A 14,696-nucleotide genomic window follows, 5' to 3' on the forward strand; every position below is an offset into this window, starting at 1 on the left:
GCCCGCCCACACCGTCATCTGACGGACAGCGGTCGACCGACGCAGCGAAACGCCCCCGGACCATGTGGTCCGGGGGCGTTCGGCGTAGAGCTGCTTACAGGTACTGACCGGTGTTGGTCGCGGTGTCGATCGACCGGCCCGGCTCGGTGCCCTGCTTGCCGGAGATGAGCGTGCGGATGTAGACGATCCGCTCGCCCTTCTTGCCGGAGATCCGGGCCCAGTCGTCCGGGTTGGTGGTGTTCGGCAGGTCCTCGTTCTCCTTGAACTCGTCCACGCACGCCTGCAGCAGGTGCTGCACCCGCAGGCCCTTCTGGTTCTCGTCGAGGAATGCCTTGATCGCCATCTTCTTCGCCCGGTCGACGATGTTCTGGATCATCGCGCCCGAGTTGAAGTCCTTGAAGTACAGGACCTCCTTGTCACCGTTCGCGTACGTCACCTCGAGGAACCGGTTCTCGTCGGCCTCGGTGTACATCCGCTCGACGGTGCGCTGGATCATCCCGTCCACGCAGGCCTGCTTGTCGCCGCCGAACTCGTTCACGTCGTCGGTGTGCAGCGGCAGTCCGGCGGTCAGGTACTTCGAGAAGATGTCCCGGGCCGCCTCGGCGTCCGGGCGCTCGATCTTGATCTTCACGTCCAGCCGGCCGGGTCGCAGGATCGCCGGGTCGATCATGTCCTCACGGTTCGAGGCACCGATGACGATCACGTTCTCCAGGCCCTCGACGCCGTCGATCTCGCTCAGCAGCTGCGGAACGATGGTGTTCTCGACGTCGGACGACACACCGGAGCCACGGGTCCGGAACAGCGAGTCCATCTCGTCGAAGAACACGATCACCGGCACGCCCTCGGACGCCTTCTCGCGGGCCCTCTGGAAGACCAGGCGGATGTGCCGCTCGGTCTCGCCGACGTACTTGTTCAGCAGCTCCGGGCCCTTGATGTTCAGGAAGAACGACTTCTGCCCGGCGGCACCGGTCTTCTCGGCGACCTTCTTGGCCAGCGAGTTCGCCACTGCCTTCGCGATCAGCGTCTTGCCGCAGCCGGGCGGGCCGTACAGCAGCACACCCTTCGGCGGTTTGAGCTCGTGCTCGAGGAACAGCTCCTTGTGCAGGTACGGCAGCTCCACGGCGTCCCGGATCTGGTCGATCTGACCGCCGAGACCGCCGATGTGCGTGTAGTCGATGTCCGGGACCTCTTCGAGGATCAGCTCCTCGACCTCGGACTTCGGGATCTTCTCGTAGACATACCCGGAGCGCGGCTCCAGCAGCAGCGAGTCGCCGGCTCGCAGCGGTACGTCGAGCAGCGGCGACGCGAGCCGCACCACCCGCTCCTCGTCCGCCTGCGCGATCACCAGCGCCCGCTCGCCGTCGGCGAGCAGCTCCTTGAGCATCACCACGTCGCCGACGACCTCGTACTCGCAGGCCTCGACCACGTTGAGTGCTTCGTTCAGCATCAGTTCCTGGCCGAGCTTGAGCTCGTCCAGGTCCACCGACGGGCTCGCCGCGACCCGGAGCTTCCGGCCGCCGGTGAACACGTCGAGCGTGTCGTCTTCGTTCCGTCCGAGGAAGGTGCCGAACCCGGACGGCGGTTGCGCCAGCCGGTCGACTTCCTCCTTCAGGGCGATGATCTTCTCTCGCGCCTCCCGCAGCGTGTCGGCCAGCCGCTCGTTCTGAGCGGTGACACTCGCCAAGGAGGCCTGGGTTTCGGACAGCCTGCTCTCGAGCGACCGGCTGTCTGCCGGGTGCTCGAGCAGCCGACGTCGCAACGCCGCGACTTCGGCCTCCAGGTACCGGACCTGGTTACGCAGTTCTGCCGCGGTAGGACTCTCGTCTCCAGCCACGATCATCACCTCACCATGTGGGGCTCGACCCTATGGACCTTACCCAGAAAACCTCGCCGGGCAAGCTGAATCCCATCACGTGTCGGTTGCGGATGAGCAGGTTGCCTACGGCATGTCGCCGGAAGTTTGCACCGGTTGTTCCGCCGACGCTCCGGTGCCCGGCTCCGCGCGCCGCGGGCCGGCGTAGTCGTCGCCGTACGCGCCCGGTGCCGGACGGCGCTTCTTCCGCGGCGCCTGGACGCCGTGGGCCATCCTCCGGGCGGTCACGAGGAACGCCGTGTGCCCCTGCATCCGGTGACCTGGACGTACGGCGAGACCCTCTACGTGCCAGTCTCGCACGAGCGACTCCCACGCGCGCGGCTCCGTGAACTCGCCGTGTGCCCTGAGCGTCTCCACGACCCGGCTCAGCTGCGTCGTGGTGGCGACGTAAGCGCAGAACACCCCGCCGGGTGACAGCGCCTCGGCAACGACGTCCACGCACTCCCACGGGGCGAGCATGTCGAGGACCACCCGGTCCACGTCCTGCTCGTTCAGCTTCTCGACCAGGTCGCCGACCTCGAGCCGCCAGGCCGGGTGCTCAGCGCCGAAGAAGCCGGTGACGTTCTTCCGCGCGACCTCGGCGAAGTCCTCCCGGCGCTCGAACGAGATCACCTGTCCGTGGATCCCGACCGCGCGCAGCAGCGCGGTGGTCAGCGCACCGGAGCCGGCGCCGGCCTCGACCACCTTCGCGCCCGGGAAGATGTCGGCCATCGTGACGATCTGCGCGGTGTCCTTCGGGTAGATCACCGCGGCGCCGCGCGGCATCGACACCGAGTAGTCGGCCATCAGCGGGCGCAGCGCCAGGTACTCGACGTTGCCCTTGGAGCGGATCGTGACCGCGTCCGGGCCGTCGATCAGGTCGTCGTGCGCGATCCCGCCCTTGGTGGTGTGGAAGATCTTGCCGCGCTCCAGCTTCACCGAGTGCCGGCGGCCCTTCGAGTCCTGCAGGGTGATCCACTCGCCCTCCTGCAGCGGTCCGTGGTGGACGCCGGAGTACGCCTGGTCGGGGAAGTCGCGCAAGTCAGCCATAAGGCGCTCACCTTAACTTTCGGTCACCGCAACCCTCTAATCAGCGGGCCCGGAACGCCCGTTCGACGTCCGCCGTCGCGAGCACGCCGTACACGCCGCCGGCGGCGTCCAGCACCAGGTACTCAGACGCCGGGTGCTCACGCAGTGTGGCGAGGATCTCCTCGCCGGTGTCGTTCACGCCGATGATGTGGCCCGCGCCGATCCGGGTGGAAACCTCGCTCACCGTGGTCCACGGTCGCTGGTTCGGTGCGACCGCCGAGACCGCGGACTCCGACACCAGCGCGTGCGGCCTGCCGTCGCCGTCGATCACCACGACCGCCCCCGCCTGGACGTCCGCGGCCATCCGGACGGCCTCCGAGATCGGCGTACCGGAATGTACGGCGATGGCGCGCCGGGCCAGGGTGCGCACCTGCAGCGCGGGCAGCTTGCGCCGCAACCGCGCCTGCATCAACGACGCGGTCGAGCCCGACCAGAGGAAGAACCCGATCAGCAGCGCGATCACGAAGTCGATGATCGACGGCTGCCAGCCCCAGAGTTGCTCGGCGATCACCGGTCCGGCCAGCACCAGGATCGCGAGCGCCCGGCCCGCCCAGGCGGCCGCCACGGTGCCGGTGTGCATGTTGCCGGTGAGCTTCCAGACGATCGCCCGCAGCACCCAGCCGCCGTCGAGCGGCAGGCCGGGCAGCAGGTTCGTCACGCCGACGATCAGGTTGGCGATGCCGAGCTCCCAGAGCGCGACGTACCCGACGCCCTCGTCGAACGCGCGCGAGGCGAAGTACGCGAGGCCGCCGACGACCAGTGACGCGATCGGGCCGACGACCGACACCGCGAACTCCTCGAGCGGCGACTTCCGCTCGCCCTCGATATGCGTGCCGGCCGCGAAGAAGCCGAGGTTGATCTCGGTGACCCCGATCCCGAACCGCAGCGCCATCAGCGCGTGCGCGAGCTCGTGCACCAGGATCGAGAACGTGAACGCCACCACGAACGCGAACGCGGCGACGTACCGCCAGCCGCCGAGCGACGGGAACTGCTGGCCGATGATCGTCGCGAAACCGAGCGCCAGCAGCATCGCCACCGGCAGCCAGGTGAACCGCATCGTCAGCCGGATCCCGCGGACACGTCCGAGCACCCACGTTCCGGGCGGCGGGGGGCCGGCCGGCTGGGCCGGGTTGTCGGGGTCGCGCGAGTCAGGCATCAGGGCAACGCTACTTGGCTGCCGGTAACTACGTGCGACGGCCCTGTGATGAGACCTGGTTTTCCACAGGCCGGGGTGGGGTGCGCGCGAAGTGTCGGTGGTTGTGCCTAGGGTTTGGGGCATGAGCGCTGCAGCAACCGAAGCCGATCCGCATCCGCGGGGTGCCCTGTCGCCGTCCCGGGCCGCGGACTTCATGAGCTGTCCGCTCAAGTACCGGTTCCGAGTGGTCGACCGGTTGCCGGAGAAGCCGTCGCCGGCCGCCGTCCGCGGGACCGTCGTCCATGCCGTGCTGGAGCGGTTGTTCGACCTGCCCCGCGGGCAGCGGACGCTGGAGCAGGCGGCGACGATGCTCGAGCCGCAGTGGCAGCGGCTGCTCGAGGACGAGCCGGAGGTCGGCGAGCTGTTCGCGGAGGACGCGAGCGGCGAGGAGCTGGCCAAGTGGCTGGCCGAGGCACACCAGCTGCTCGGCAAGTACTTCACGCTCGAGGACCCGAACGCACTGGAGCCCGCCGAGCGGGAGCTGTACGTCGAGACCGCGCTGGACTCCGGCCTGGTTCTTCGCGGGTACGTTGACCGGCTGGACGTCGCGCCGACCGGTGAGATCCGGGTGGTCGACTACAAAACCGGCCGGTCGCCCTCGGAGTTCTTCGAGGCGAAGGCGCTCTTCCAGATGAAGTTCTACGCGCTCGTGCTGTGGAAGCTCCGCGGCGTGGTGCCCGCGATGCTGCAGTTGGTGTACCTGGGCAACGGTGAGATCGTCCGGTACGTCCCCGACGAGGCCGACCTGCGCGCCTGCGAGCGGAAGGTGTCCGCGCTCTGGGTCGCGATCACCCGCGCGCTCGACTCCGGCGACTGGCGCCCGAGTCCCGGGCCGCTCTGCGACTGGTGCGACCACAAGCCGCTCTGCCCTGCCTGGGGCGGCACCCCGCCGCCGCTCCCGACCCGCTCGGTCGAGGAGGTGGCGGCCGAGTCCGCCGGCATCGATCTGATCACCGTCGACGGCTAGCCCCGGGCGCTGCCCGGGCGAGGAACCCCGGGTGGATACGGTTCGTCGCATGAGTGTGGGCGATCTGGCGGTCCAGGCGGTCGAGGTCTGGAAGCGGTACGGCGGCGGCTCGACGCAGGTGGACGCACTGGCCGGTGTCAGCGCGGAGTTCGGCAAGGGCCGGTTCACCGCGATCATGGGACCGTCCGGTTCCGGGAAGTCCACGCTGCTGCACTGTCTCGCGGGCCTCGACAAGCCGTCCGACGGCAAGGTGCTGCTCGGCGACGTCGACCTGACCACGCTCCCGGAGAAGCAGCTCACGCACCTGCGCCGGGACCGGATCGGGTTCGTGTTCCAGGCGTTCAACCTGGTCCCGACGCTGTCCGCGCTGGAGAACATCACGCTCCCGCTCGACCTGGCCGGCCGCAAACCCGACCAGGACTGGCTGGCCACGGTCGTCGACACGATCGGCCTCGGCGACCGCCTCGGCCACCGCCCGTCCGAGCTGTCCGGCGGCCAGCAGCAGCGCGTCGCCTGCGCCCGCGCGCTGGTCTCCCGCCCCGACGTGGTGTTCGCCGACGAGCCCACCGGCAACCTCGACTCCCGCTCCTCGGGCGACGTCCTCGCCTTCCTGCACCGCTCCGTCCGCGACTTCCAGCAGACCGTGGTGATGGTCACCCACGACCCGACCGCCGCGTCGTACGCCGACCGCGTCCTGTTCCTCGCCGACGGCGAACTGCAGTCCGAGCTCCTCGACCCGACCGCCGAATCGGTCCTGGACCGGATGAAGCAACTGGACCCCGCCACCGAGCCGGCCGGCTGATGTTCAAACTAGGCCTCCGCTCCGTCCTCGCCCACCGCCTCCGCTTCGTCCTCTGCACCGTCGCCGTCACCCTGGGCGTGGCGTTCGCCGGCGGCGCGATGGTTTTCACCGACACCCTGTCCACCGCCCTGAAGAAGAACTTCGAGGTCAGCACGGCCGACATCACCGTCACACCGTCCTCGCCGATCACGAGCACCACGGGCACACCGCCGACCTTCCAGAGTGATGTCGCCGACCGGCTCCGGACCGTACCGGGCGTCGCAGCCGCCATACCCCAACTCCTGGTCGGTGACGTCCAGGTCCTCGATCCCAGTGGCAAGGAGGTCGAGGACTACGGACTGACCACGTTCGGCGCCGCCTGGCCGCGGACGAGCCAGGCCGCGCCGTTCCTGGCCATCACCGGCACGGCACCGTGGGGCGAGCACCAGCTCGCCCTTGACCAAGGCACCGCCACCCGAGCGGGCTACTCCGTCGGCGACCAGGTGCGGGTCGTCACGCCGGCCCAAGCCGTCACGGCGACCTTGACCGCGATCACCACCTCCCCGTCGTCGGGTGCCGCTGCGGGAGCGCCGCTGGTCACCTTCGACGGAGCAACCGCGCAGCGCCTGCTGCTCGGCAAGGCCGGCTGGACGTCCATCGCGGTCGTCGTCGCACCGGGCTCCGACCCGTCCGCCGTCAGCAAGACGATCAGCTCGACCCTCGGCGCTTCGGTGAAGGTCCGTACCGCCGAGCAGGTCGCCGCGGACGGTAAGCACGACCTCGACAACACCTTCGGCGGCTTCAGCATCGTCATGGCGCTGTTCGCCGGCCTCGCGTTGTTCGTCGGCACGTTCCTGATCGTCAACACGTTCTCGATGGTCGTGGCCCAGCGCTCGAAGGAGCTCGCGATGCTCCGGGCGATCGGCGCGTCGCGCGCGCAGGTGACCCGGACGATCTTGACCGAGAGTGTGATCATCGGCTTCCTCGGCGCCTCCCTCGGACTCCTGATCGGCATCCTGGTGGCGGTCGGCATCCGGTTCGGCTATCAAGTGCTGCACCTGCGCATCCCGACCGCGAGCCTCCAGGTCACCCCGACCACGATCATCGTGTGTTATCTCCTCGGGATCGGCGTCACGGTCGCCGCCGCCGCGCCGGCGGCCCGCCGGGCCGGCAAGCTGCCGCCGATCGCCGCGATGCGCGACGATGCCCAGATCCCGGAGCAGCCGGCCCTCAAGCGCGCGCTGACGGGCGGTTTCATACTGTTGATGAGCCTGGTCCTGACCGGCCTGGGCGTGTCCACCACCGGCCTCGCGGGCGCGGTCCTGCTGACCCTCGCCGCCGGGATCGCCACGCTGTCCGTCGTCATGGTCGGCCCCCTGATCAGCAGGTACGTCGTTCGCGGGCTGATGTACCCGTTCGGTCGCAAGGCACCTGTCACCCTCGGCCGTCGCAACGCCGAGCGGAACCCACGCCGTACGTCGGCGACCGCGTCCGCGCTGATGATCTCGGTCTCGCTGATCTGCGGACTGCTGGTGATCGCCGCGACCGCGAAGGCCTCCATCCACCAGACCGTCCTGCAGGCGCTCGGCACGTCCAACATCCTGATCACGAACAACGGAAGCCAGAACTTCAGCAGCCAGGTCGGCGACCGGACCGCCAAGGTCGACGGGGTCACCGGCGTCCACCGGGTCCGCCAGGAGCCCGGACAGGTCGGCAGCAACACCATCCAGGTCATGGGCGTCAGCGACGGCACCCTCACCGGCCCGATCGTGACGAAGTTCGACTCCGGTTCCGCCGACGCGCTCGACGCAGGTCAGGCAATCCTCCCGCGGAACCTGGCCAAGACACTGAAGGTTACGGTCGGCAAGAGCTTCGAACTGAAGACGACGACCGGAACCACCCGGCTGACGGTCGGCGGCATCCTCGCACCGAACCGGCAGCTCAACGGAGTCGTGCTGTCGCTTGCGACGTACGAGCGGATCGGCGGGCCGCCGAGCGACAGCCTGCTGTACGTCGATGTGGCCCAGGGCAAGCAGGTCGCACAAGTCCGAACCGGTATCCTGGCCCAGCTGACCAAGGACTACCCGTCGGTCGAGGTCCGCGACCAGCAGGCGTACGCCGCGAGCGCGCTGACCCCGGTGAACGGGGTGCTGGCGGCCCTCGGATTCCTTCTCGCGATGGCGATCCTGATCGCACTCCTCGGGATCGTGAACACGCTGGCGCTCGGCGTCATCGAACGCACGCGGGAGATCGGGCTGCTGCGGTCCATCGGCATGGACCGCCCACAACTGCGTCGCATGCTGCAGGTCGAATCGATCGCGATCACGTTGCTGGGCGCGCTGCTCGGGATGCTGATCGGGGTGGGATTCGCGGTGGCGATCCAGGCAACGATGGTGAACGACGGTCTCCCGGTGCGCGACGTCCCGGTCCTCCAGTTGATCGCGGCGGTTGTCGTCGCAGCAGCGTTCGGGGTGCTGGCGGCGGTTTGGCCGGCGCGGCGGGCGGCTCGGTTGGATGTGTTGCGGGCGATCGCGTCGGAGTGAGGTTCCGTGAGGTGGAGCCAGACCGGTGATTCACCGGTAGCCTGCCGGTGTGCCGGGCACCGTGCAGTCGATCGAGCGGGCCGCGGCGGTGCTGCGACTGCTCGCCGCCGCACCTGAAGGGCTGGGGGTCGCCGATCTCGCGAACGCGCTCGGGCTGGCGAAGCCGACCGTGCACGGGATCCTCCGGACGCTGCATCAGGTCGGGTTCGTCGACCAGGACCGGAGCGGGGCGCACTACCACCTGAGCGACGCGTTCGGGCGGCTCGGTGAGAGCTATCTGGATCCGAACGAGCTGCGCAGCCGGGCGATCAACTGGGCGGACTCGCTGGCGTCGCGGAGCGGCGAGGTGGTCCGGGTCGGCCGGCTCGTCGAAGGGAAGGTCGTGGTCGTGCATCACGTCTTCCGGCCGGACGACAGTGACCAGGACCTGGACGTGGGTACGACGTTGCCGCCGCACGCGACCGCACTCGGCAAGGCGGTGCTCGCGTACGACACCAGTGGGGCGGCGCGTCCGCGGGTGCTGGAGGCGTTCACCACGCGCACGATCACCGACCCGTCCCGGCTCGGCGAGGAACTGGCGGGGGTCCGGGCGCGCGGGTGGGCGGCCGAGTTCGAGGAGCACACCGTCGAGCTGGCGAGTATCGCGGCCCCGATCCGCGGCCTCGGTGGCCTGGTCGTCGGCGCCGTCGGCCTCACCGGACGCATCGAACGCATCTGCGACAGCCGTCTCCGGCACCGCGACGACCTGGTCACGATGGTCCGCGCCACCGCCGAGGCCATCGCCCGCGATCTCCGGGACGACGCATGACCGCTCCCCCGGCCCTCGGCCACGCGAACGGATATCCCCTCGGGCTGCCCGTTCTCCCCTCTTGTCAAGGCCGGAGAACCGGCAAGACCAGGGGATGTCCGTTCGCGTGCGCGGAGGCAGTGGGGGCGGGAGCGTGCGTAGGCTGGGTGAGTGGGGGGTGGGGGGATGGCTGAGCAGTATGTGGCGGCGGTGGATCAGGGGACGAACTCGAGTCGGTGCATCCTGTTCGATCGGCGTGGGCGGCTGGTGTCGGTGGCGCAGCGGGAGCATCGGCAGCTGTTCCCGCGACCGGGATGGGTGGAGCACGACGCCGAGGAGATCTGGCGGAACGTCAGCCGGGTGGTCCCGGCAGCGGTCCGGCAGATCGGGGCCGACCCGGCGCAGGTCGTTGCCATCGGCATCACCAATCAGCGGGAGACCAGCCTGCTCTGGGACCGCGCCACCGGCCGGCCGATCGGGCACGCGGTGGTCTGGCAGGACACCCGGACGGACCGGCTGGTCACGGAACTGGCGGGCGACGCCGGCCCGGACCGGTTCGCGGACCGCTGTGGGCTGCCGCTGACGACGTACTTCTCGGCGCCGCGGATCCGCTGGATGCTCGACCACACGCCGGGTCTGCGGCAACGGGCCGAGCGCGGAGAGATCCTGTTCGGCACGATGGAGACCTGGCTGATCTGGAACTTCACGCGAGGGTTGCACGTCACCGACGTGACGAACGCCAGCCGGACCATGCTGATGAACATCGAGACGCTCGACTGGGACGACGAGCTGCTCGCGGCGTTCGACGTACCGCGGGCGATCCTGCCGGAGATCCGGCCCTCGTCGGGGGTGTTCGCGACCGCGACCGAGGTGCTCCCGGGTGTCCGCATCGGGGCCGCGCTCGGGGACCAGCAGGCGGCGCTGTTCGGGCAGACGTGTTTCAGCGCGGGTGAGGCGAAGTGCACGTACGGCACGGGATCGTTCCTGCTGATGAACACCGGGCAGGAGATCGTCCGGTCGAAGCACGGGATGCTGACGACGGTCGCGTACCGGATCGGCGACCAGCCGGCGTCGTACGCGCTCGAAGGGTCGATGGCGGTCACCGGGTCGTTGGTGCAGTGGTTCCGCGACGGGCTCGGGATGATCCACACCGCTGCCGAGATCGAGACGCTCGCGCGGACGGTCGACGACAACGGCGGCGCGTACATCGTGCCGGCCTTCTCGGGTCTGTTCGCGCCGCACTGGCGCAGCGAGGCCCGCGGGGTGATCGCCGGGCTGACCGGGTACATCACCAAGGGGCACCTGGCCCGCGCGGTGCTGGAGGCGACCGGGTTCCAGACGCTCGAGGTGGTGGACGCGATGAACGCCGACTCCGGGATCGCGCTGACCGCGCTCAAGGTCGACGGCGGGATGACGGCGAACAACCTGCTGATGCAGTTCCTCGCCGACCTGCTGGACGTCCGCGTGGTCCGGCCGATGGTCACCGAGACGGTGTCGCTGGGCGCCGCGTACGCCGCCGGTCTCGCGGTCGGGTACTGGCCCGATCTCGAAGGCCTCCGCAGCAACTGGCACCGGGCCGGCCAGTGGATGCCGCACATGGAGCCGGCCCGCCGCGCCACCGAGTACGCGAACTGGCAGGCCGCGGTCCAGCGCACCTTCAACTGGATCCGCCCGGAGGACCAGGAGATTTAGCAACCCCTTCGGTCAGATCCGAAGAGCGTCGGCCGTGATGCGACTGTCAAACGCTTGACACAGAAGCTGCCTAACGTCCTGAACACACGCAACCACCACGGGAGGACGACGCTCATGTTCAGGATTCTCGCCGCTGCCGCACTCGGGCTCAGCACCGTCACGGTCGCTCCGGTCGCCGCACACGCGGCCCCGCAGGCCGGGCTGGTGATCACGCACATCAAGTGCAACGAGCAGGAGGACAACACCGGTGCCGACGACGCGTACCTCGTGGTCGACGGCAGCACGATCTGGGGGCCGGTGCAGATGACCACCGGGGACAGCAAGGACATCCAGAACGTCGCCGTACCGCAGGGCAAGGTGCTGACGCTGATGGAGGGCGACTGGCCGGACGACGACGACAACCTCGGAGCGAAGACGGTCAACGGTCCCGGTGACTACAGCTTCACCGACGACGGCGCCAACTACGTCGTGACGGTCGCCAACGGCTGAGCATGCCGGGGAGGGCCGGCGCGACGGCCCTCCCCGGCACCCCTCCGGGTCAGGCGGGTGAGACGATGTCGGGGGCCTCCAGGCGGACCTTGTCGGCGGACTCGTCGTCGGGCTGGTCCTGGGAGTCGCGCTCGGACTGGACGCGCTTCAGGTAGAACGAGACCTCGCGTTCGACGGTCTGTTCGTCCCAGCCGAGGATCGGGGCGATCAGCCGGGCGGCGGCCTCGGCGGCACCGACGCCGCGGTCCCACGCCTCGATCGAGATCCGGGTCCGGCGGGCCAGGATGTCGTCGAGATGCCGGGCGCCTTCGGCCTTGGCGCCGTACACGATCTCGGCCTTCAGGTAGTCCTGGGTGCCGGGCAGCTGCTCGCCGAGCGACGGGTCTTCCGCGACCAGGTCGAGTACTTCGTCGACCAGCGCGCCGTACCGGTTCAGCAGGTGCTCGATCCGGGCCACGTGCAGCCCCGAGCGCTGCGCGATCAGCTGGCGCTGGTTCCACAGCGCCTGGTACCCGTCGGCGCCGACCAGCGGGATGTTCTTCGTGACACTGCGCGGCACCCGCCCGTCGAGCGCGTCCGCGACCGCGTCGATGGCGTCCTTCGCCATCACCCGGTACGTCGTGTACTTGCCGCCGGCAACTACCACGAGACCGGGTGCGCTGTGCGCGACGACGTGCTCGCGGGACAGTTTCGACGTACTCTCCGACTCCCCCGCCAGCAGCGGACGCAGGCCGGCGTACACGCCCTCGACGTCCTCCCGGGTGAGCGGCGTCGTCAGTACGGCGTTCACGTGGTCGAGCAGGTACTCGATGTCCTTGCTCGTCGCCGCCGGATGCGCCTTGTCCAGGTGCCAGTCGGTGTCGGTGGTACCGATCAGCCAGTGCCGGCCCCAGGGGATGATGAACAGCACGGACTTCTCGGTCCGCAGGATCATCCCGGTGCTGGACTGGATCCGGTCCTTCGGTACGACGAGGTGGATGCCCTTCGACGCGCGCACGTGGTACTGCCCGCGCTCCCCCACCATCGCCTGGGTGTCGTCGGTCCACACGCCGGTCGCGTTCACGACCTGCTTCGCGCGGACCTCGAACTCACGCCCGCTCTCCAGGTCCTTCGCCTGGACGCCGGTGACCCGCTCCCCCTGACGCAGGAAGCCGGTCACCTTCACCCGGTTCGCGACGAGAGCGCCGTACGACGCTGCCGTCCGGGCGAGCTCCATCGTGTGCCGCGCGTCGTCGACCTGCGCGTCGTAGTACTGCAGCGCGCCGACCAACGCGGACTTCTTCAGCGACGGGACCAGCCGCATCGCCCCGCGCCGGGTCAGGTGCCGGTGGATCGGCAGCCCGGCGCCGAGCCCCGAGCTGACCGCCATCCCGTCGTACAGCGCGACGCCGGCGCCGGCGTAGAACCGCTCCCACCACCGGTGCTGCAGCGGGTACAGGAACGGCACCGGCTTCACCAGGTGCGGTGCCAGCCGCTGCAGGAGCAGGCCGCGCTCCTGCAGGGCCTCGTGCACGAGCCGGAAGTCGAGCATCTCGAGGTAGCGCAGGCCGCCGTGGATCAGCTTGCTGGACCTGCTGGAGGTGCCGCTCGCGAAGTCGCGGGCCTCCAGCAGTCCGGTGGTCAGGCCCCGGGTGGCGGCATCGAGCGCCGACCCGGTGCCGACCACCCCGCCACCGATCACCAGGACGTCCAGTTCGCGTCCGTCCGCCAGCGCGTCGATCGCGTCGGCCCTTGCTTGCGGTGACAGAGCCACTACAGCCACAGTTGTTTCCTCCTGATCAGTCGACGTCGACCCAGTCGAGCGTGCGCTGGACGGCCTTGTGCCATCCGGCATACCCCTGAGCCCGCTGCTCGTCGGTCCAGTGCGGCTCCCACCGCTTGTCCTCGTTCCAGTTCTGCACGAGCTCGTCCTTGTTCTTCCAGAAGCCCACGGCGAGCCCGGCCGCGTACGCCGCGCCGAGCGCGGTGGTCTCCGCGACGACCGGCTTGCTCACCGGTACGCCGAGGATGTCGGCCTGCATCTGCATGGCCAGCTCGTTCGCGGTCACGCCGCCGTCCACCTTCAGGACGTCGAGCTTCACGCCGGAGTCCTTCTCCATCGCGTCCGCGACGTCCTTGCTCTGGTAGCAGATCGCTTCCAGTGTCGCGCGCGCCAGGTGGGCGTTGGTGTTGAACCGGGACAGCCCGACGATCGCGCCGCGGGCGTCGGAGCGCCAGTACGGGGCGAACAGGCCGGAGAACGCCGGTACGAAGTACACACCGCCGTTGTCCTCGACCTGCTTGGCCAGTGTCTCGATCTCGGCGGCGCCGGAGATGATGCCGAGCTGGTCGCGCAGCCACTGCACCGCGGAGCCGGTGACCGCGATCGAACCCTCCAGCGCGTACACCGGCGCCTCGTCGCCGAACTTGTAGCACATCGTGCTGAGCAGGCCGGCCTTCGAGCGGACCAGTTCGGTGCCGGTGTTCAGCAGCATGAAGTTGCCGGTGCCGTAGGTGTTCTTCGCTTCACCAGGGTTGAAGCACACCTGCCCGACGGTCGCCGCCTGCTGGTCGCCGAGGTCGCCGGTCAGCGGGATGACGCCGCCGAGCGGGCCGTTGGCCAGCGTTTCGCCGTACTTGTTCGGGTCCGACGACGGCCGGATCTCCGGCAGCATCGAGCGCGGGATGTTGAAGAAGCTGATCAGCTCGTCGTCCCAGTCGAGCGTCTCGAGGTTCATCAGCATGGTCCGGCTGGCGTTCGTGACGTCGGTGACGTGTACGCCGCCGTCGGTGCCGCCGGTCAGGTTCCACAGCAGCCAGGTGTCGGTGTTGCCGAAGACCGCGTCCCCGGCCTCGGCGGCCTCGCGGACACCGTCGACGTTCTCGAGGATCCACTGCACCTTGCCGGCCGAGAAGTAGGTCGCCGGCGGCAGGCCGGCCTTCTGCCGGATCACGTCGCCCTTACCCTCGCGTTCCAGCGCGGAGGCGATCCGGTCGGTCCGGGTGTCCTGCCAGACGATCGCGTTGTAGTACGGCCGGCCGGTCTTCCGGTTCCAGACCACCGCGGTCTCGCGCTGGTTGGTGATGCCGAGCGCCGCCAGGTCGCTCGCCTGCAGGCCCTGCGCGTTCATCGCCGTCCGGATCACCGAACTGGTCCGCTCCCAGATCTCGAGCGGGTTGTGCTCGACCCAGCCCGCCCGCGGCAGGATCTGCTCGTGCTCGAGCTGGTGCTTGCCCACCTCGTTGCCGGAGTGGTCGAAGATCATGAAGCGGGTGCTCGTGGTGCCTTGGTCGACGGCACCGACGAAGTCAGCCATGGAAG

11 protein-coding genes are annotated in these 14,696 nt (G+C 69.3%); 6 read left to right on the forward strand and 5 right to left on the reverse strand.

Features of this window, described 5'->3' with window-relative positions:
- Nucleotides 1–94 precede the first annotated feature (94 nt).
- From arc to AB0M51_RS24645, 3 genes are all read right to left on the reverse strand, one after another.
- Nucleotides 95–1,840: a proteasome ATPase gene (gene arc, locus AB0M51_RS24635; RefSeq protein ID WP_363750538.1), complete on the reverse strand. Its 1,746-nt coding sequence runs from the start codon at nucleotides 1,838–1,840 to the stop codon at nucleotides 95–97.
- Nucleotides 1,841–1,939: 99 nt separating this feature from the next.
- The gene (locus AB0M51_RS24640) at nucleotides 1,940–2,902 is read right to left on the reverse strand and encodes a tRNA (adenine-N1)-methyltransferase (RefSeq protein ID WP_344194960.1); all 963 of its coding nucleotides are present in this window, start codon (nucleotides 2,900–2,902) and stop codon (nucleotides 1,940–1,942) included.
- A 40-nt stretch (nucleotides 2,903–2,942) separates the two neighbouring features.
- Complete coding sequence (locus AB0M51_RS24645) at nucleotides 2,943–4,097, reverse strand: M50 family metallopeptidase (protein ID WP_344194958.1); 1,155 nt, start codon at nucleotides 4,095–4,097, stop codon at nucleotides 2,943–2,945.
- Between the two features lie 121 nt (nucleotides 4,098–4,218).
- On the opposite strand from AB0M51_RS24645, the gene AB0M51_RS24650 reads away from it, so the two are divergent.
- The 6 genes from AB0M51_RS24650 (at nucleotide 4,219) to AB0M51_RS24675 (ending at nucleotide 11,395) form a co-directional block, all read left to right on the forward strand.
- A complete protein-coding gene (locus AB0M51_RS24650) occupies nucleotides 4,219–5,103 on the forward strand; it encodes a PD-(D/E)XK nuclease family protein (protein WP_344194956.1) in 885 nt (294 codons plus the stop codon).
- Nucleotides 5,104–5,152: 49 nt separating this feature from the next.
- The gene (locus tag AB0M51_RS24655) at nucleotides 5,153–5,905 is read left to right on the forward strand and encodes an ABC transporter ATP-binding protein (RefSeq protein ID WP_344194954.1); all 753 of its coding nucleotides are present in this window, start codon (nucleotides 5,153–5,155) and stop codon (nucleotides 5,903–5,905) included.
- On the forward strand, nucleotides 5,905–8,427 hold the full coding sequence (locus AB0M51_RS24660; RefSeq protein ID WP_344194952.1) for an FtsX-like permease family protein: 2,523 nt from the start codon (nucleotides 5,905–5,907) through the stop codon (nucleotides 8,425–8,427). The genes AB0M51_RS24655 and AB0M51_RS24660 overlap by 1 nt, the downstream gene beginning before the upstream one ends.
- Nucleotides 8,428–8,476: 49 nt before the next feature.
- Nucleotides 8,477–9,235: an IclR family transcriptional regulator gene (locus AB0M51_RS24665; protein WP_344194950.1), complete on the forward strand. Its 759-nt coding sequence runs from the start codon at nucleotides 8,477–8,479 to the stop codon at nucleotides 9,233–9,235.
- 165 nt (nucleotides 9,236–9,400) lie between these two features.
- Nucleotides 9,401–10,906 carry a glycerol kinase GlpK gene (gene glpK / locus AB0M51_RS24670; protein ID WP_344194948.1) on the forward strand — a complete coding sequence of 502 codons (1,506 nt, stop codon included), beginning with the start codon at nucleotides 9,401–9,403 and terminating at the stop codon, nucleotides 10,904–10,906.
- 114 nt (nucleotides 10,907–11,020) lie between these two features.
- A complete protein-coding gene (locus AB0M51_RS24675) occupies nucleotides 11,021–11,395 on the forward strand; it encodes a hypothetical protein (protein WP_344194946.1) in 375 nt (124 codons plus the stop codon).
- A gap of 49 nt (nucleotides 11,396–11,444) precedes the next feature.
- On the opposite strand, the gene AB0M51_RS24680 is transcribed toward AB0M51_RS24675, so the two are convergent.
- Together AB0M51_RS24680 and glpK (AB0M51_RS24685) are read right to left on the reverse strand one after the other, a co-directional pair.
- Nucleotides 11,445–13,157: a glycerol-3-phosphate dehydrogenase/oxidase gene (locus AB0M51_RS24680; RefSeq protein ID WP_344194944.1), complete on the reverse strand. Its 1,713-nt coding sequence runs from the start codon at nucleotides 13,155–13,157 to the stop codon at nucleotides 11,445–11,447.
- 16 nt (nucleotides 13,158–13,173) lie between these two features.
- Nucleotides 13,174–14,691, reverse strand: a complete 1,518-nt coding sequence (glpK, locus tag AB0M51_RS24685) for a glycerol kinase GlpK (RefSeq protein WP_344194942.1) — start codon at nucleotides 14,689–14,691, stop codon at nucleotides 13,174–13,176.
- Nucleotides 14,692–14,696: the final 5 nt, after the last annotated feature.

This window comes from Kribbella sp. NPDC051137 (assembly GCF_040682535.1).
Lineage (GTDB): Bacteria > Actinomycetota > Actinomycetes > Propionibacteriales > Kribbellaceae > Kribbella > Kribbella karoonensis.

Excerpts from the sequence above, each read along its gene's own strand:
- arc (WP_363750538.1), bottom strand. The coding sequence starts at position 1,840 with ATGATCGTGGCTGGAGACGAGAGTCCTACCGCGGCAGAACTGCGTAAC.
- AB0M51_RS24640 (WP_344194960.1), bottom strand. The coding sequence starts at position 2,902 with ATGGCTGACTTGCGCGACTTCCCCGACCAGGCGTACTCCGGCGTCCAC.
- AB0M51_RS24645 (WP_344194958.1), bottom strand. The coding sequence starts at position 4,097 with ATGCCTGACTCGCGCGACCCCGACAACCCGGCCCAGCCGGCCGGCCCC.
- AB0M51_RS24650 (WP_344194956.1), top strand. The coding sequence starts at position 4,219 with ATGAGCGCTGCAGCAACCGAAGCCGATCCGCATCCGCGGGGTGCCCTG.
- AB0M51_RS24655 (WP_344194954.1), top strand. The coding sequence starts at position 5,153 with ATGAGTGTGGGCGATCTGGCGGTCCAGGCGGTCGAGGTCTGGAAGCGG.
- AB0M51_RS24660 (WP_344194952.1), top strand. The coding sequence starts at position 5,905 with ATGTTCAAACTAGGCCTCCGCTCCGTCCTCGCCCACCGCCTCCGCTTC.
- glpK (WP_344194948.1), top strand. The coding sequence starts at position 9,401 with ATGGCTGAGCAGTATGTGGCGGCGGTGGATCAGGGGACGAACTCGAGT.
- AB0M51_RS24675 (WP_344194946.1), top strand. The coding sequence starts at position 11,021 with ATGTTCAGGATTCTCGCCGCTGCCGCACTCGGGCTCAGCACCGTCACG.
- glpK (WP_344194942.1), bottom strand. The coding sequence starts at position 14,691 with ATGGCTGACTTCGTCGGTGCCGTCGACCAAGGCACCACGAGCACCCGC.